This window comes from Janthinobacterium salmonicoloratum (assembly GCF_051380845.1).
GTDB lineage: Bacteria > Pseudomonadota > Gammaproteobacteria > Burkholderiales > Burkholderiaceae_D > Janthinobacterium > Janthinobacterium lividum_F.
Map to the genome: position 1 here is coordinate 681,987 of NZ_JBNYXV010000001.1, position 17,884 is coordinate 699,870.

General features: G+C 63.7%; 14 protein-coding genes. 9 read left to right on the forward strand and 5 right to left on the reverse strand.

Annotated features, from left to right (window positions below; translation table 11 throughout):
- Nucleotides 1-201 precede the first annotated feature (201 nt).
- Together ACQ4WY_RS03175 and ppnN are read right to left on the reverse strand one after the other, a co-directional pair.
- Nucleotides 202-1,269 carry a LacI family DNA-binding transcriptional regulator gene (locus ACQ4WY_RS03175; protein WP_436502786.1) on the reverse strand — a complete coding sequence of 356 codons (1,068 nt, stop codon included), beginning with the start codon at nucleotides 1,267-1,269 and terminating at the stop codon, nucleotides 202-204.
- Nucleotides 1,270-1,474: 205 nt separating this feature from the next.
- Nucleotides 1,475-2,845 carry a nucleotide 5'-monophosphate nucleosidase PpnN gene (gene ppnN, locus ACQ4WY_RS03180; protein ID WP_070254173.1) on the reverse strand — a complete coding sequence of 457 codons (1,371 nt, stop codon included), beginning with the start codon at nucleotides 2,843-2,845 and terminating at the stop codon, nucleotides 1,475-1,477.
- 368 nt (nucleotides 2,846-3,213) lie between these two features.
- Between ppnN and ACQ4WY_RS03185 the strand changes: the two genes are divergently transcribed.
- The 4 genes from ACQ4WY_RS03185 to ACQ4WY_RS03200 all read left to right on the forward strand — a co-directional run bounded on the left by ACQ4WY_RS03185 (nucleotide 3,214) and on the right by ACQ4WY_RS03200 (nucleotide 7,589).
- Nucleotides 3,214-4,662, forward strand: coding sequence for a peptide MFS transporter (locus tag ACQ4WY_RS03185; protein ID WP_436504382.1), 1,449 nt, complete (start codon nucleotides 3,214-3,216; stop codon nucleotides 4,660-4,662).
- A gap of 130 nt (nucleotides 4,663-4,792) precedes the next feature.
- On the forward strand, nucleotides 4,793-5,479 hold the full coding sequence (locus tag ACQ4WY_RS03190) for a UPF0149 family protein (RefSeq protein WP_436502787.1): 687 nt from the start codon (nucleotides 4,793-4,795) through the stop codon (nucleotides 5,477-5,479).
- Between the two features lie 12 nt (nucleotides 5,480-5,491).
- A complete protein-coding gene (locus ACQ4WY_RS03195; protein ID WP_436502788.1) occupies nucleotides 5,492-7,195 on the forward strand; it encodes a hypothetical protein in 1,704 nt (567 codons plus the stop codon).
- Between the two features lie 13 nt (nucleotides 7,196-7,208).
- Nucleotides 7,209-7,589, forward strand: a complete 381-nt coding sequence (locus tag ACQ4WY_RS03200; protein ID WP_436502789.1) for a hypothetical protein — start codon at nucleotides 7,209-7,211, stop codon at nucleotides 7,587-7,589.
- Between the two features lie 9 nt (nucleotides 7,590-7,598).
- Here the strand turns inward: ACQ4WY_RS03200 and ACQ4WY_RS03205 are convergent, their stop codons facing one another.
- Nucleotides 7,599-7,859, reverse strand: coding sequence for a hypothetical protein (locus ACQ4WY_RS03205; protein WP_436502790.1), 261 nt, complete (start codon nucleotides 7,857-7,859; stop codon nucleotides 7,599-7,601).
- Nucleotides 7,860-7,972: 113 nt separating this feature from the next.
- Between ACQ4WY_RS03205 and ACQ4WY_RS03210 the strand changes: the two genes are divergently transcribed.
- Nucleotides 7,973-9,178: a prenyltransferase/squalene oxidase repeat-containing protein gene (locus ACQ4WY_RS03210; RefSeq protein ID WP_436502791.1), complete on the forward strand. Its 1,206-nt coding sequence runs from the start codon at nucleotides 7,973-7,975 to the stop codon at nucleotides 9,176-9,178.
- Nucleotides 9,171-10,100, forward strand: a complete 930-nt coding sequence (locus ACQ4WY_RS03215) for an AAC(3) family N-acetyltransferase (protein WP_436502792.1) — start codon at nucleotides 9,171-9,173, stop codon at nucleotides 10,098-10,100. The genes ACQ4WY_RS03210 and ACQ4WY_RS03215 overlap by 8 nt, the downstream gene beginning before the upstream one ends.
- A gap of 56 nt (nucleotides 10,101-10,156) precedes the next feature.
- Here the strand turns inward: ACQ4WY_RS03215 and ACQ4WY_RS03220 are convergent, their stop codons facing one another.
- Entirely contained in the window at nucleotides 10,157-12,424 is a 2,268-nt protein-coding gene (locus ACQ4WY_RS03220; RefSeq protein WP_436502793.1) for an OPT family oligopeptide transporter, read from the reverse strand.
- Between the two features lie 212 nt (nucleotides 12,425-12,636).
- Between ACQ4WY_RS03220 and ACQ4WY_RS03225 the strand changes: the two genes are divergently transcribed.
- Entirely contained in the window at nucleotides 12,637-14,961 is a 2,325-nt protein-coding gene (locus tag ACQ4WY_RS03225; RefSeq protein WP_436502794.1) for a penicillin-binding protein 1A, read from the forward strand.
- A 44-nt stretch (nucleotides 14,962-15,005) separates the two neighbouring features.
- On the opposite strand, the gene ACQ4WY_RS03230 is transcribed toward ACQ4WY_RS03225, so the two are convergent.
- Nucleotides 15,006-15,704: a TetR/AcrR family transcriptional regulator gene (locus tag ACQ4WY_RS03230; protein ID WP_436502795.1), complete on the reverse strand. Its 699-nt coding sequence runs from the start codon at nucleotides 15,702-15,704 to the stop codon at nucleotides 15,006-15,008.
- A gap of 333 nt (nucleotides 15,705-16,037) precedes the next feature.
- Between ACQ4WY_RS03230 and ACQ4WY_RS03235 the strand changes: the two genes are divergently transcribed.
- Together ACQ4WY_RS03235 and ACQ4WY_RS03240 are read left to right on the forward strand one after the other, a co-directional pair.
- Nucleotides 16,038-16,952 (forward strand): lipase family alpha/beta hydrolase, encoded by a 915-nt coding sequence (locus ACQ4WY_RS03235; RefSeq protein WP_353656765.1) that lies wholly within the window; start codon nucleotides 16,038-16,040, stop codon nucleotides 16,950-16,952.
- A 10-nt stretch (nucleotides 16,953-16,962) separates the two neighbouring features.
- Nucleotides 16,963-17,883, forward strand: a complete 921-nt coding sequence (locus ACQ4WY_RS03240; RefSeq protein ID WP_436502796.1) for a lipase secretion chaperone — start codon at nucleotides 16,963-16,965, stop codon at nucleotides 17,881-17,883.
- The last annotated feature ends 1 nt before the right edge of the window (nucleotide 17,884 follow it).

Sequence of the window (17,884 nt, forward strand, 5' to 3'; positions counted from 1 at the left end):
CCTCGTCGAGGCGCTTCCGGGAATATTGTCAAATGGACGATTCAGATCGTCTCTTGCCGTGTCGTTTCAACTTATTTTCAACCTCATGCCAACCTCCTGCCATTGCCCTGCCTGACTATCCATGCCCCTTTCCAATGAAAATACCGTTTATGAAACCGGTTCCATAGCTTCCCCAAAAAAAAGGGCGACGCCCTCTTTCCGTCAAGCTCCGTCCTTGCCCGCAATTCCTCGCTGGGTGGAATTGCGCACAATCAACTTACCTGGCAACAGCACCTCGCGCGGCGGGCACTGATCGCCCTGCAGGCGAGACAGCATGCACGTCATCGCCGAAAAGCCGATCTCGTAAGTCTGTTGCTCGATCGTGCTCAGGCCCGCCAGCGGCGACCACGGCAATTCGTCAAAGCCCAGCAAGCCCACGTCTTGCGGCATGCGCAATTCGAGGCGCTGCAGCATCAGCGCCAGTTCCAGCGCCACCATGCCGTTCGACGCCAGCAGCGCCACGCGGCGGCCGCGCCATTGCGCCAGGCGTTGCCGCACCTGCGCGTCGATGGAGGGCCGGTCGTCCAGGTCCACCGCCAGCACTTCGCCCACGCAGCCGGGATGCTCGGCCATCACGGACTGGAAACCGTCGGCGCGCATCAGGCGCGAACTGACGCCCGTCAAGGGTGGCGCGACAAAGACGATGGCGTCGAAACCCTGCTCGATCAGATGCGCGGTAGCCAGTCGGCCCGCCTGCACATTGTCCAGGCCCACCAGGTCGAAATCGACGCCTTCGATGCGGCGGTCGACCAGCACGATAGGCATGCCCGCCAGCTGCAAGTCGGACGACTGGATATTGCGCCCCTGCGTGTTGACGATCAGCCCTTCCACGCTGTACGAGCGCAGCGCGGCAAGCGACTGGCGTTCGCGCTGTTCGTCATTGCCGGTATTACACAAGATCAAGGTATAACCATGTTGCTGGCAAGCCGCTTCCACGCCTTGAAGCACGGCCACCGTGTAGGGATTGAGCATGTCCGCCACGACCATGCCGATCAAGCGCGTGCGTCCGCGCTTGAGGCCACGCGCCATCTGGTTCGGCTGGTAGCCGAGGCGCGCGATGGTACTGGTGATCTGCTGGCGGATGTTCTCGGACAGGGCATCGAGTTCGCCGCCGAGAAAACGCGACACGCTCGTCTTCGACACGCCCGCCTCGCGCGCCACCTGGGCGATGGTCACGGGCCGGGCCGGCTCGCCGGAGACTGTTTTTTTGCTGCCGCGTACTAAATCCAAGGTTGATCTCCACTACCTGTTGATATGCATATTTTTATTTTGGAACCGGTTCCAAAGATAGCACCCACGAATCGATGACGCAAGCGATTTGATTGCCTGTGGCGGCGAAGGAACACGATGGGGGCATGGCTGGGAACGCAGATGAAAAGGCGCCGCCCTCCCCCCGGCAAACGCAGGGAGCGGGCGGCGCTGCTTGAAAAACGTCTTATTGGACCACGGTATAGCAAGGCACGTATGCCGTGCCCGCCAGCTTCATGCGGTGCTGCGCCACGAAGGAAGCGAGCAGCGCATCCATCGGGCCGGCGATGGATTTGTCGCCGTGGATCTCGAAATTGCCGTGCTTTTCGATCGAGCGGATGCCGTCATCCTTGACGTTGCCCGCCACCACGCCCGAGAACGCGCGGCGCAGCTGGGCCGCCAGCAAGTGCGTGGGCTGGTTCTTGTGCAGGCTCAGGTTGCGCATGTTTTCATGCGTGGGCTGGAACGGCTTCTGGAATTCGTGGTCGATCTTCAGCAGCCAATTGAAGTAATACGCGTCACTGTGCGCCTTGCGGAATTCGCGCACCTGGCGGATGCCTTCAAGCATTTCGCGCGCCACCAGTTCCGGGTCGTCGATGATGATTTTATAGCGCTGCTGCGCTTCCGGGCCCAGCGTGTCGCTGATGAACTGGTTGATCTGCACGAAGTACTCGCGCGAGGTTTCCGGGCCCGTGAAGATCAGCGGGAACGGAATCTCGGCATTGTCCGGATGCAGCAGGATACCGAGGATATACAAAATCTCTTCGGCCGTGCCGGCGCCGCCGGGGAAAACGACGATGCCGTGGCCCGCGCGCACGAACGCTTCCAGGCGTTTTTCGATATCCGGCATGATGACCAGGTCATTGACGATGGGGTTAGGCGACTCGGCGGCGATGATGCCCGGCTCCGTGATGCCAAGGTAGCGGCCATTGTGCAGGCGCTGCTTGGCGTGGCCGATGGTGGCGCCCTTCATGGGGCCCTTCATGGCGCCGGGGCCGCAACCGGTGCAGATATCGAGGCCGCGCAAGCCCAGCTGGTAGCCCACTTCCTTCGAATAATTGTATTCGGCGCGGTTGATCGAGTGACCGCCCCAGCACACGACCAGGTTCGGGTTGAGCTGGGTTTGCAGTACGTTCGCGTTGCGCAGGATATGGAAGACGGCGTCCGTCACGCCTTCCGTGCTCTGCAAATCGAATTTCGGGTTGCCCGTGACTTCATCGCTGACGAAGATGATGTCGCGCAGCACGGCAAACAGGTGCTCGTGGATGCCCTTGATCATCTTGCCGTCGACAAAGGCGATGGCTGGCGCGCCCTTGATGTCGAGCTTGATGCCGCGCTCGCGCTGGATGATGGAGATTTCAAACGATTGGTAGCGCTCCAGCAGGGCGCGGCCATCGTCGATGGTGCTGCCGCAATTCAAGACCGCCAGCGCGCAGCGGCGGAAAGTGTTGTACAGGCCGCCCTGGCTGGTGTCGAGCAGTTTGTTGACTTCAGTCTTGGAGAGCACGTCCAGGCGGCCTTCCGGTGAAACCAGAGTATCGATAACGTCGTGTTCCATAATGCGAAAAATCCCTTTAAAAATCGATGCTCGAAGGTCTTGCAGCCTTAATATACGACAAGTCAGGCAAGTTGTGCTGTGCCGCCGCAAAATCGCCCGGGCCGCCCTTGCCTGCAAACCGGTTTGACTAATATGAAACAGTCATTCTTGCTAATGCGAATCGAAATCTTCGCTCAGCGCAATTTGTAGATTAGAATGCCAGCCTATTGGAATTCCCGTGCGTGAGGTTCTTCATGAGAGTCCCCGCCGCCCGCAGGCTTCCATAAGTTCGTTGTATCGATTGACTATAATAATTTTTCAGGAGGAACCGCATGAGCGGTGCGACTACGCCCAACAAGGAAGCCGTTATTCCCGAGTTCAAGCAGATTATGGGCCATCCAAGCCCATTGTGGATGTTGTTCATGACTGAATTCTGGGAACGCTTCGCGTTCTACGGAGTTCGCTGGGCGCTGGTACTGTACATCGTTGCCCAGTTCCACGGCGGCGACGGTTCGGGACAGGCAGCGGCCAACCTTACCTACGGTTCCTTCCTCGCGCTGGTGTACGCCGGCGCCCTGTTCGGCGGCTACATCGCCGACCGGGTCATCGGTTACCAGCGCTCCATCCTGCTGGGCGCCGTCTTCATGGCTGCCGGCCTGTTCTGCATCTCGGTACCGAACCAGGACATCTTCAACCTGGGCCTGGCCACCATGATCGTCGGTAACGGCATGTTCAAGCCGAACATCTCGACCATGGTCGGCAAGCTGTACACGACAGCCGATCCGCGCCGCGACAGTGGCTTCACGATCTTCTACATGGGTATCAACATGGGCGCCATGGTTGCGCCTGTCTTCACCCAGTGGCTGGCCGAGTCGATCTTCGGCACCAGCGCCATGCCTTCGTACAAGATGGTCTTCATGGCCTCCGGTTTCGGCATGCTGATCAGCCTGGTTTGGTTCGCCATCGGCCGCCGCGCCCTGAAAGGCATCGGCGCTCCGGAAGCCGGTTCCGGCAACCCGATGCGCGTCGTCTGGGTAGCCGTCGGCTCCCTGTGCGTGATCCCGCTCGTGTACTTCCTGCTGACCGTCGGCGCTGAAAAGCTGCAAATCGTCCTGACCGCGCTATTCATCGGCCTGGCCGTGATGCTGATGATCGAAGGCATACGCAACGGTAAAGTTGCGCGTGACCGTGTCATCGCCATGCTGCTGATTTTTGTCTTCAACATCCTGTTCTGGATGTTCTTCGAACAGGCAGGCAGCTCGTTTACCTTCCTGGCTGACAAGATCGTCAACCGCGACCTGGGCTTCTGGATCTTCCCGACCGCCTACTTCCAGACCGTCAATTCGGTCGCCATCATCATTTTTGCGCCTATCATCGCCGCCATCTGGGTCTTCCTGGCGCGCCACAACGTCAATCCATCGATCCCGCGCAAATTCGGCCTGGGCTTGCTGGGGAATGCCTTGGCCTTCGGTTTGCTGATCTTCGCTCTGTCGAGCCTGGTTGGCGCCGATAACAAGATCCCGTTCTGGACCCTGGCAACCGTGTACGTGCTGCAATCGATCGGCGAGCTGTGCCTGTCGCCTATCGGCCTGTCGATGGTCACCAAGCTGGCGCCAGTACGCCTGGTCGGCCTGGGCATGGGCGGCTGGTTCCTGTCGACCGGTATCGGCAACAACCTGTCGGGCATCTTCGCCAGCCACGTCAGCGGCACGAGCGGCATGTCGGTACAGTCGGCCCTGTCCGGCTACACCTTCGGCTTCTGGTCCCTGCTGGGCGCCGGCGTCGTGCTGTTCCTGATCGCACCGCTGATCAACAAACTGATGCACGGCGTGAAGTAAGCGTTTTGCCTTAGCTGAAAACGGCGGCCTGCGGGCCGCCGTTTTTCATTCCGGCAGCAGTTTCTCCCTTGCCGGGCGGTACAATACGGCCAGGGCCACCGGCCATCCACCCACATTACTGAAAAATCCCATGTCCAGCATCTCCACCACCACGCCCCTCTCCGACGACGAATACGCCGAACTCGACACCCTGCTGGCCGCCCCTGCCCTGGCCGGAGCGGCCATGGACGTGTCCATGCTGGAAGGTTTCCTCACGGCCGTCGCCCTGAGCCCGAAACAGATCGCGCCGGAACAATGGCTGCCCTGGGTCTGGGACAAGACGGCCGGCAGCGTCTTGCCAGCACCCGACGCGGCCAGCGAACGGGCGGCCAGCCTGGCCCAACGCCACCACGCCTACATGGTCGAATGGCTGGCGAAGGACCCGGACAGCTTCGAGCCCATCTACGTCTGCGGCCCCGAATGGAGCGTGCCTGCCTGGTGTGCCGGCTTCCTGCTTGGCACCAGCCTGGACAAGCCCCAGTGGGCGGCCCTGGCCGTCAGCCACCCGGAGTACCTGGCGCCGTTCCAGCACCTGGCCACGGCCAGCGAGCTCGATGACGATGCGGCCGAAACGGCCATGGATGGCGTGATTCCCGCTGTCATCGCCATCAATGCGGCCTGGGCGCGCCAGCGCCACCTGAAAAGCCAGGCACACAGCCAGCCCGGCGCTACGGTCTTGCGCGACGTGCCGAAGACGGGCCGCAACGACCCGTGCCACTGCGGCAGCGGCAAGAAATATAAAAAATGCTGTGCCGACGCCGATAGCGCGGCCACCTAAGGCGTTCCGTCCTTGCGCCAGTTGCTGACGGCCATCCTGCGCTTCCTGCTGCGCCATGCGCTGCAGTTCGCGCTCTTCATCGTCATCCTGCTGGCCGGCCGCCTGCTGCTGGCCGAATGGCGCGCCTACAGCGCCGGCAGCGAGGCCGTGGCCGCGCTCAGGCTGGCCGCCTACGGCGCCGATCATCATGGCGCCGGCCTGGCGGCGGCCGCCACGGCGAGAGTCAACGCCCTGCAAAAGACCTCGCAAACGGCCATCGCCGCGAGGCTGGCGCAAGTGCAGGCGCAATTGACCGCCTTGCACGCGCGGCAGCAACCGTCGCTGTTTACTCTTCCCCTGCCCGACACGAACACCCTGGCCCTGCACGCGCAGGACGAAGCGGCGCGCCGCGTGGAAATCGAAGTGCTGGTGCAGGAAGCCCGTTATCTGACCTCCCTGCAGGCGGCGCTCAGCGGCGAAGATGCGCGGCACGCGCTGGCGCGCCTGCACGCGGAACACGTCAGCGCGTATGCGATGCTGCAGCAGAACCTGCTCCAGCGCCGGGAACTGGAAGCGCAGCACCCGCTGGCGGCCCGCCTGCCCGGCAGCGACGCTTACGCGCAGCTGTCGCAGCTCGAATTGCAAGGCCAGCGCCTGCGCGACATCAACCTGCAGGCTTACAAGGCCTGGGCAGCACAGCGCGCGCGCACCAGCGACGCCACGAACGCCGCCCGCCCCGCGCCATTCGCCATCGACGAGCAAGCGCTAGCCGGCGCGCTGGCACCCGTACAAAAGGCCATCGCGGCCGGCGAAACACAGCTGGCGCACAACTGGATCGCTCGCTGGCGCGCTCCCGTCATGGACGTGGCGCCCACGGCCGCCCTGCTGGTACTGTCGGCCATCCTGCTCCCCGTCGCCATCAAGGCCTTCTTTTACTTCGTGCTGGCACCCATCGCTTCCCGTTTGCCGCCGCTGTCGATTGCGCGCGAGTTGCAGATGGCGGGCAGCTCCCTTCCCCTTCCGCCACATGGCGAATCGCGCATCTCCTCCGTGTCGCAGGCATTACAGCTAAACCCTGGGCAGCAGATGCTGATCCATCCCGAATACCTGCAATCGTCGCCCGTCAGCACGCGCAAGCGCACACAATGGCTGCTGGACTGGCGCTTCCCGTTCACCAGCCTGGCCGCCGGCATGGTGGCGTTGACCCGCCTGCACAGCGACGCGACGGCATCCGTGACAATTTCCGCCAGCGACGATCCGCTGCTGGAAGTGGCCATCGTTCACCTGCCAGCCGGCAGCGCATTGGTATTCCAGCCACGGGGGCTGGTGGGATTGATCTGCGACTCTGGCCAGCCACTGGCGATATCGTGCCACTGGCGCCTGGGCAGCCTGCACGCCTGGCTTACCTTGCAGCTGCGCTTCGTCGTCTTTCGCGGCCCCGTCACCCTGATCGTGCGCGGCTGCCGCGGCGTGCGCCTGGAGCGGGCCGGCCAGGGCCGCTCCATCAGCCAGTCCGCCACCCTGGGTTTTACTACCGACGTGCTGTACTCGACCCTGCGCAGCGAAACCTTCATCCCCTACCTGCGCGGCCAGCAGGCGCTGCTCAACGACCGCTTCGACGGCGCCAACGGCGTCTACCTGTACGAGGAAACTCCGCGCCACGGCAAGCAGCCGGGCAAGGTGGGCAGCTGGTTCGAGGGATTGACGGACGCCCTGTTGAAAGTGTTCGGCATCTAGCCGGAGAGACCCTATGAACGATTTCCTGTTTGCCGATTTTCTCGAGGACCAGGCCGTGTATGCGGCGCTAGAAGCCTACTGGCAGGCACGCCTGGCCTTCCTCGACGGTCTATGCGCGCCGTATCTGCGCACCGCCTTTGCCAACGGCCAGCCGTTTTATGACGGCAATCCCATCATCAACCTGGCGGACCGGAACGCTGGCAAGGCGGCGCGCATCGTGCAGCAATGCCCGCTGGAATTCGGCCACGACTACACGAGCTTCGAGCAAGCCATCGAGCTGGCCGACGGCGATGGACACCGCCCGGCGCGGGAAAAAATCATCGTGCTGACCTTGACGCAGGCAACGGCGCAGAGGGCCGAGGACGAGCTACGCGCCTGGTTTGCGTCAGCGTAAGGCTGCCGGCTACGCCGCAATCGAATGCGACACCGTCAGCCACTCGCCCGGCTGCAGGTTCGCCGCCGCCTCGCGGGTGGCCAGCACGCTGTCCGGGTCCAGGTCGGACCGGTTCAGCTTGTAGGAATAGGCGAAATCGTCGGCATCGAATGCCTGCCCCGCCTTGACGTAATACTTAAAGCCAACAAAGGAGTCGGGATTGGTGACGACTGTGTACTCAAGCGTGACGCTGTTCATGGCGGGCCTCGTCGACGACGGTGAAGTAGCCATTATGCTTCAATTCCGGCCGCAGCGATGCGGCGGCTGATCCTTGCGGCAAGTCAATAGCCCTGCCGGCAGCCAGCGCTACAGTAGCCAAAGCCAACCACTACGCCATCGCTGCCATGCGCACCTTGCTCACGAAAATCAGAAACACACTGGCGCCGCAGGCGGGGCTGCCGGCGGCGGCGCGCATGGAGCGGCTGTCGGACCGGCGCGGCCTGCCCGCCGTTGATCCCGGACCGCAAGCCGTCGTCAAGGCTTGCACGGCCTGGCTATGCGCGGCGCAGGACCATTCCAGCTCAAACGACGGCGGCGTCGCGCGCGACTACAGCCTGCTGACAGGGTGGTCGAGCTCCTACCCGGAAACCACCGGCTACATCATCCCCACCTTCATCGCCCTGGCGCAGCGCACGGGCGACGATGGGCTGCACGGGCGCGCGCGCCGCATGCTCGATTGGTGCGTGGCCATCCAGTTCCCGGAAGGCGGTTTTCAGGGCGGGAAGATCGATTCCACGCCGCGCGTGCCCGTCACCTTCAACACGGGGCAAATCCTGCTTGGCCTGGCCGCCGGCGTGCAAGCGTACGGCGCGCCATACCAGGAAGCCATGCATCGCGCGGCAAGGTGGCTGCGCGACAGCCAGGATGCCGACGGCTGCTGGCGCCGGCATCCGACGCCGTTCGCCAGCGCGGGCGACAAGGCCTACGAAACGCATGTGGCGTGGGGCCTGTTCGAAGCGGAGTGCGTCGCGCCGGGCCACGGCTATGGCGCGGCCGGCCTGCGCCAGGTCGACTGGGCACTGACCAAACAGCGTCCCAACGGCTGGTTCGCCTCGAACTGCCTCGACAACCCGCTGCTGCCCCTGACCCATACCATCGGCTACGCCTTGCGCGGCCTGCTCGAAGCGCACCGCTTTTCGGCGCGCGCCGACTTGCTGAACGCCGCCGCGCGCACCGGAACGAGCGTCGCCAGGGCCGTGGCTGCCGACGGCTATCTGGCCGGTCGCCTCGGTCCGGACTTCCAGCCGGGGGCCGGCTACGCCTGCCTCACGGGTTCCGCGCAAAACGCCCATTGCCTGTTCCTGCTGTACCAGCTCACGGGCGAGCGGCACTACCTCGACGCGGGGCGCCGACTGAACCGTTTTGTGCGTCGCTCGGTCAGCATCGACGGTCCCGCGCACGCGCGCGGCGGCGTCAAGGGTTCGTTTCCCGTCGATGGCGACTACGGCACCTGGGCTTACCTGAACTGGGCCGCCAAATTCTGCATCGATGCCAACCTGCTGGAACTGGACCTGGAACCGGATTTGGCTGGGAAAGCAAACGATGCTTGAACAGGCCAGGCGGGCCGCCAGGGCCGCGCTGGAAGCGTGGCACCGCGCCGCCAGCGCCCGGCACGTGCGCCACAACGCGCCCCACGTGACGCGCGCCGGATTGGCCGCCGACCTTGCGCGGCTGGGCATCGCGCAGGGAGATACGCTGTTCGTGCATTCTTCGCTGAAAAGCCTGGGCTACGTGGAAGGCGGCGCGCTGGCCGTGATAGGCGCCCTGCAGGACGCCGTCGGCCCGCAAGGCACCCTGCTGCTGCCCACCTACTATCTGCCCGGCGGCACGGTGCGCGCCACCTGCGCCATGCCGGACTATGTGTTCGACCCGCGCCGCCATGGCACGCACATGGGCCGCCTGCCCGAAGCGTTCCTCGCCAGCGCCGGTGTCCGGCGCAGCATCCACCCCACCCATTCCGTCTCCGCGTGGGGCCACCATGCCGCCGACCTCACCGAGGCGCACCACCACGCGCCCTCGATCTTCGGCATGGACTCGCCCTGGCAGCGGTTTATCGGCTGCGAGCACGCGAAGGTGCTGGGTCTCGGCATTTCCATGGGGCCGGTGACGTTCTATCACGCGCTGGAAGACGCCATGGGCGACGCCTTTCCCGTGCCCGTGTGGGAAGACGATACAAAGCTGCTGGCCTGCCTGGACCACGCCGGCCAGCGCTGGGACGTGCCCGTGCGCCCTTTCGATCCCGCCGTCGCACACCGCCGCATCGACCATCCCGGCCGCGGCGACCTGCGCGCGTATTTTCACCGGGAATTTGACACCGCCGGCCTGCGCGTCAACGGCCAGGTGGGCGACGCGGCGTCGTGGGCCATTCCGGCGCAGGCGTTTTATGAGCACCTGCACCGGCTGGCCAGTGAGCACGTGACGATCTACGCCAGCGCGGCGCAGCTGGCGGCGCGGCCCATCGGGCACACATAAAAAAACCGCCCGGATAGTCATGACACCGGGCGGTTCTCATTGGCGTGCGTAAAACATCAAGCCTGCGGGCGATCCGCTTTCTTCTCACGCGCCACGATATACAGCAGCACGATGATGGCCGCATACGGCAGCAACGACAGCGCATCCGAGTGCAGGCCCGCGTAGAACGGGTTGCCGTGCTCCGCCCAGTCGGCCATCATCTGGTCGAAGTGCGTCAGCACGCCGGCCGTAATCGCAATGATGATGCCAGCCAGCGCGCCGCCGGCGATGTAGCCGGACGCCAGCAGCACGCCCGAACTGCGGTCGCCCGCCAGCTGACGCTCTTCCTCGTTCAGTTTTGCGTTGTGTTCCAGCTTGTTGTTGCGACGGTCCGCCAGCCAGCGCACCAGGCCGCCGACGAAGATCGGCAGGGTGGACGACAGCGGCAGGTACACGCCCACGGAAAACGCCAGCGACGGTATGCCGGCCATTTCCAGCACCACGGCGATCATCACGCCGAACAGCACCAGGGTCCACGGCAGTTGCTGGTCGAGGATGCCCTTGATGATGTAGGACATCAGCACGGCTTTCGGCGCATCGTATTTTTTCACTTCCGAACCGTCCGGACGCTTGCTGTAATGGCCATTGATGCCCGGATCGACCAGGTAAGCCAGTTGTCCATCGTCCTTGACAAAATATTTGCCGGCCGGGCCGCCCACGGTGTCCGTCTTTTGCCAGACTTTATACGTATTGTGGTCGGTGTCGGCTTGCGGGCCATGCAGCTCGCCCGTCACCGTCAGCTTGGACGCATCGACCGTCAAGCCTGGCGCCACTTGCGCGGCCGGCACGTAGACGGTGCTCGCTTCGTTCAGTTTCAGCAGGATCGGACCGAGGATCAGGGCCGACGACAAGGCGCCGGCCAGGATCGCGTACTGCTGCAGGCGCGGCGTGGCGCCCACCAGGTAGCCCGTTTTCAGATCCTGCGAAGTGGTGCCGGCATTGCTGGCGGCGATGCACACGATGGCGCCCACCGACAAGGCAGTCACATAGTAACGCCCGCCCGTCCAGCCCATGATGAGAAAGATCAGGCAGGTAAACAGCAAGGTGGCCACGGCCATGCCGGAGATCGGATTCGACGAGGAGCCGATTTCGCCCGTCAGGCGCGACGACACGGTGGCGAACAGGAAGCCGAAGACGAGAATGAGCAGCGCGCCGAGGAAATTCATGTGCAGCGGCGTGGCAAAGGTGATCACGGCGATGATGGACAGGCAGCCGACGATGACCCATTTCAGGGGGATATCCTGGTCGGTGCGCAAGGTGGAATCGCTCTTCACGCCCTTGCCGATGCCTTTCAGGCCGGCCGACAGGCTGCGCCAGATCATGGGCATGGCGCGCACCAGCGAAATCAGGCCGCCCGCGGCCACGGCGCCCGCGCCGATGTACAGCACGTAGGCGCTGCGCACGTCGTCGGCACCCATTTCGCTGATCAACTTGGTGCCTGGCGAAAGCACGGTGGTCAGGCTGTCGCCGAAGAACTTGATCATCGGGATCAAGAGCAGGTACGACAGCACGCCGCCGGCCGCCATGGTGGCGGCGATGCGCGGGCCGATGATGTAGCCCACGCCCAGCAATTCAGGGGAAATCTCGGCGCCGATGGAGCCGCCCTTCAGCGGTGCGGCAAATTCCACGCCCGGCGTATCCTTCCAGCCCTTGAACGAGATATTGAACACTTTATACAGCAAGCCGACGGCGAAACCGCCGAAGATGATCTTGGCGCGGCGCTTGGCGTCCAGCGCAGCGGCCGAGTCTTTCTCGATGCTTTCGCCGGCGGCGATGCGCGAGTCTTCCGTGGCGGCCGCCTTCAGCACTTCGGCGCAAGCCGTGCCTTCGGGGAATTTGAGTTCCTTGTGCTGGTCGACGATCATGGTGCGGCGCATGGGGATCATCATCAGGATGCCCAGCAGGCCACCGAGGATACCGACCAGCATGACGCGCGAGATTTCCAGGTCGAAGCCCAGGATCAGGATGGCGGGCATGGTCACGCCCAGGCCGAAGGCCAACGACTCGCCGGCCGAACCGGCCGTTTGCGTGATGCTGTTTTCCAGGATCGACGAATCCTTGCCGCCCACCTTCTTGGCCAGGCCGAACAGGGTGATGGCGATCACGGCGACGGGGATCGAGGCGCTGACGGTCAGGCCCACTTTCAGCACCAGGTACAGCGAGGAGGCGCCAAAGACCATCCCCAGGATGACGCCCATGAACAGCGCGCGGAAGGTCATCTCGGGCAGCTTCGCATCGGCCGGAATATACGGCTTCACGGCGCTCGGCATTGCATCTTTTGCCATAAATAAATCCTTAATTGTATAAAATAAACAGCCCGGATCGACGCCCGGGCTATTTTCTTGAAGCCGAGACTATCGCACAGCCGCGTTTCGATGAAAAGGTTTTTTGCACCCGGTCCCGGAGACCTGCCCCGCCGCCCCGCCCGCACAGGAAGCGCTCGCGCATTGGTCTATAATCGCTGCCACCGTGCCTTGCACGCTCATGTGAGACTGCCTTGACTGCCAAACGATCCGGATTCCCCTGGCCTTCCCGCCGCGCCACCGTGCGCGGCTTCATCCTCGCCGGCGCCGCCGCGCTGGCCGCAGCCGTGCTGCTGGCCGCCTACCTGTTCCTGTACGTACGCCCGCGCCTGCCCGAACTGGGCGTCATCACGGACTACCAGCCGAAGATACCGCTGCGCGTGTACACGGCCGATAATGTGCTGATCGGCGAATTCGGCGAAGAGCACCGCGACTTCGTGCCGATTGCGCAAGTGCCGGAAATGATGAAAAAGGCCCTGCTGGCCATCGAGGATGGCCGTTTTTACGAACACCACGGCATCGACTTCGTGCGCGCCGGCGGCGCCGTGCTGTCGAACCTGCGCCACGGCTTCGGCCACGGCGGCGGTTCCACCATCACCATGCAGGTGGCGCGCAATTTCTTCCTGACGCGCGAAAAAGTCGCCTCGCGCAAGCTCAATGAAATCATGCTGGCCCTCAAAATCGAGTCGGCCCTGTCGAAAGACCAGATCCTCGAGCTGTACATGAACCAGATGTACCTGGGCCAGCGCTCGTTCGGCTTCGGCAGCGCGGCGCAGACCTACTTCGGCAAGCCCTTGTCGGAACTGTCGATCGCGGAAATGGCCATGCTGGCGGGCCTGCCGCAAAACCCCTCGCGCCACAACCCGATCAGCAATCCGAAAAAGGCGCACGCGCGCCAGCAGCTGGTATTGAAACGCATGCGCGAACTCGATTACATCAGCGAAGGCCAGTACCGGCAGGCGCTGGCCCAGCCGCTGCATATCAATACCCGCGGCAAGCAGGGTTTCGATACGCACGCCGAATACGTGGCCGAACTGGCGCGCCAGGCCGTGTTTGCGCAGTTCAAGGAAGACAGCTACACCAAGGGTATCAGCGTCTATACGACGATACTGAAAGCGGACCAGGATGCGGCCTACGCCTCGACGCGCCGCAACGTCATCGCCTACGACCAGCGCCACGGCTACCGCGGCCCGGAGACCTTCATCGACATGCCGATCGACCCCGAGCAGCGCGACGACGCCATCGACGCGGCGCTGCAAAAACGCCCGGACAGCGATGGCCTGATCGCCGCCGTCGTCACGGACGTGGCCAGCGGCAAGGTGGTGGCCGACACGGGCGACGGCGACGCCAAGGCCATCACGGGCGACGGCTTGCGCTTTGCCGCCCCTGCCCTGTCCGCCAAGGCGAGCGCCGGCATCAAGCTGCGCCCTGGCGCCGTGATCCGTATCAGCAAGGATGCCAAGGGCAACTGGGCCATCACGCAAGTGCCACTGGTGGCCGCCGCCTTCGTCTCGCTGGACGCGGAAACGGGCGCCTACCACGCCATGGTGGGCGGCTTCGACTACAACCTGCAGAAGTTCAACCACGTCACGCAGGCCTGGCGTCAGCCCGGTTCGGCCATGAAGCCTTTCGTGTATTCGGCGGCGCTGGAAAAAGGCTTTTCGCCGGCCACCCTGATCAACGACGTGCCACTGGAAATGCAGGCGGGCGGCAAGGTGTGGGCGCCGCAGAATGACGACTTCAAGTTCGACGGCCCCATCACCATGCGCTACGCGCTGGCGCAATCGAAGAACGTGGCCTCGGTGCGCATCCTGCGCGCGCTGGGCGTGTCATATACGCACGACTTCATGGAAAAATTCGGTTTCGATCCGGCGCGCCAGCCCAGCAACCTCACCATGGCGCTGGGCACGGGTTCCGTCACGCCCGTGCAGATGGCGGGCGCCTACGCCCTGTTCGCCAATGGCGGCCACCAGGTGGAACCGTATCTGATCGACCGCATCGTCGACGCCAAGGGCACGGTGCTGATGCAGACCAAGCCGCCCGCGCCGAACGACGACAAGACCCTGGCACTGGACCCGCGCAACGCCTTCGTGATGGACAGTATGCTGCGCGAAGTAGCCCGCACGGGCACGGGCGCGGCGGCAACGAAAAAACTGGGACGCAGCGACATCGCCGGCAAGACGGGTACCACCAGCGATGCCGTCGACGGCTGGTTCGCCGGCTACGGCGGCGGCATCGTGGCCGTGGCGTGGATGGGCTATGACGAGCCCAAGTCCTTGGGCGGACGCGAATTCGGTTCGACCCTGGCCATGCCGATCTGGATCGACTACATGCGCACGGCCTTGTCGACGCGCCCGCAAATCACGCGCGCCGTTCCGGCGGGCCTGAGCCAGGTCGATGGCGAGTGGTTGTATGACGAATTCATCGACATGAACGGGATCAAGACCCTGGATATGGACGTGGAGACGCCGACCGATCCGGCGGCCCTGCCGGAGACAGTACCGGTAGAAACGAACTAGTGAAAAAGCCAGGAGCGATCCTGGCTTTTTTTTCGGCTGCGTTTTTACGGCGCCTTGACCATGCTCAGGTATCCGCGCACCGTGCTGACTACGCTGTCGGCGAAATCGTCGACATTGACCTTCGCGGCGCGGTACTTCCAGCGTTTCACGTACCAGTCCTGGAACAGGGCCAGGCAGTGCGCGGCCAGCAAGGTGGGATCGCCCTGCGGCTTCGGTTCGATTTCGCCGATGGTCGATGCGATCAGGGTCTGCACATACAGTTCCGAATTCTTCGCCATGCTGCGCTGCGCCACCTGCAGCACGCGCGAATCCATGAAGACAAAATAGAACCACGGCTGCAGCACCTCGGACAGGTAGATCGACGAGCGTATCATCGCTTCCAGGCGGTCCAGCGGCGACTTCACGTCGGCAAACAGCAGCGGCAACGCTTGCGTCGCGTGGCGCACCACGTCCTCGATCATTTCGGCCAGTTGGTCCTTGCTGGTGATGTAGCCATACAGGCCGCCCATCGACAGCCCGGTCTCGCGGCACAGGTCGCGCAAGCTCATGGCGCGGAAGCCCACGTCATTGGCCAGGCGGAAAGTGGCGACGAAGATGCGTTCAAGATTTTCCAGCGCCGGCTTGCGGCGTTTGACGCCGATGCGCTCCGCATGGCGGTCAAGAATATATTCCCAGATATTTTCGCCATTCAAAGGCGTCATCTGCTGAAACTGTTCAAAATTAAAATGGGTCGACAAGTGCATTCCCAAGTAACGGTGTAGGAGCGATATCCATGCAATGCCTGGACACGGCATTGCAAGACGGCGGGACGGCTGATGCCGGGCCGATTATAGCTCAGGAAAACAACTATTTTACTTTTCAACTATGCAATGGGTACATAAGCAACGCCAAATTTCCACAGTTATTGCGCTGCATCATGCAATTCAAATGCAATTTAAATCCAGTGGTGCTACATTCAGAAAACCGAGCGCTCGCTATATTTAATGCATCGATAGAATGTGAAGGAGCACACGGGTAATCGCTACAGCATCGACATTTCCACTATTAATCGAGTATTAATACATAACGGAGACAAAATGAAGACTCGCTTTTGGCAACTGCTATCGACCCTGCTGCTCACCCTCGCCATCCTGCCCGGCAGCGCCAGCGCCGCCGGCTACACGCAAACGAAGTACCCGATCGTGCTGGTGCATGGCCTGTTCGGCTTCGACAAGCTGGGTCCCGTCGAATATTTTTATGGCGTCCCCGCCGCCCTGCGCAGCGGCGGCGCGCAAGTGTATGTGACCACCGTGTCGGCCGCCAACAGCACGGAAGTGCGCGGCGAGCAGCTGCTGTCGCAGGTGCGGCAAATCCTCGCCGCCACGGGAGCGGCCAAGGTCAATCTGATCGGCCATAGCCACGGCGGCCCCACGGCCCGCTATGTCGCTTCCGTACGCCCCGACCTGGTGGCATCCGTCACCAGCGTGGCCGGCGTCAACAAGGGTTCCAAGGTGGCCGATATCCTCAGCGGCGCCATTCCCAACACCAGCGGCGCGCTGGGCAATGCACTCGCCTCCCTGATCGGCATTTTGTCGGGCAACAAGGGACTGCCGCAAAACGCGGGCGCCTCGCTCACCTCCCTCTCCACGGCCGGCTCGCTGGCCTTCAACAGCCGTCATCCGCAAGGCGTGCCCACCTCCGCCTGCGGCGAAGGCGCCTACCAGGTGCAAGGCGTGTACTACTTTTCGTGGAGCGGCGCGCAACCGTACACGAATGTGCTCGACGTGGGCGACCCGGCCCTGGCGGCCATCAGCCTGGCCTTCGGCGGCGTCAAGAACGATGGCCTGGTCAGCAGCTGCTCCAGCCACCTGGGCAAGGTGATCCGCGACGACTACGCCATGAACCACCTCGATGAAGTCAACCAGTTCGTCGGCATCGTCAACCTGTTCGAGACGAACCCCGTCACCGTCTTCCGCCAGCAAGCCAACCGCCTGCAAGGCCTGGGACTGTAAGGAGAAGCGCATGCACGCGAAATGGATCATCGGCGGTAGCTTGGCAGCCCTGGCCCTGTACCTTGTGCTGCGCCCGGGCGAGCCGCCCGCTCCGCCGCCGGAAAAGGCGGAACCGGACCTGTTCGCGTTCGTGCGCTCGATGGAAGGCACGCGGCCCGACGGCAACGTGACGGTGGCCGCCGGCGACAAGCTGGTGGTCGACGCGGAACTGGGCCACCTGTTCGACTACTACCTGGCCGGCCTCGGCGAAAAGCCGCTGGCCGCCATCCGCAGCCAGATCGAGGCGGAACTGGACCGGCGCCTGGCGCCCGTCCCCGCCCGCGAAGCCAAGCGCCTGCTGGGGGCCTGGCTGGCCTACAAGCAGGCACTGGCCGGCGCGGAACAGGCCTTGCCGGCGCAAGCCGATGCGGCCCTGGCGGCGCGCGCGCGCCTGCAAGCCATGCGCGCCTTGCGCGGCAATTACTTTACGCCCGAGGAAAGCGCGGGCCTGTTCGGCGCCAGCGACGCGTATGACGACGATGCCGTGGCGCGCATGGCGATACTCGGCGACACGACGCTCGATGAAGCCCAGCGCCAGGCGCAACTGGCCGCGCTGGAGCAGAAAATGTCGCCGGCCCAGCGCGCCGCGCGCGACGCGCCGCTGCAGGTGGCGCAGCTGGACACCTCCGTCAAGACGCTGCGGGCCCAGGGCGCGGGTGAAAATGAAGTCTACCGCCTGCGCGCCAGCACGTTCACGCCGGCGGCGGCGGCGCGTCTGGCGGAACTGGACCGCGAGGAATCGCAGTGGCAGCAGCGCATCATCGCCTATCAGGCGCTCAAGGCGCAGCAGGTCGGCCTGGCCGGCGGCGCGCAGGATGCGGCAGCCCTGCAGCAGCTGCGCGACGCCAGTTTCACGCCGGAGGAACAGCGCCGGCTGGGCGCCTACGAATAGC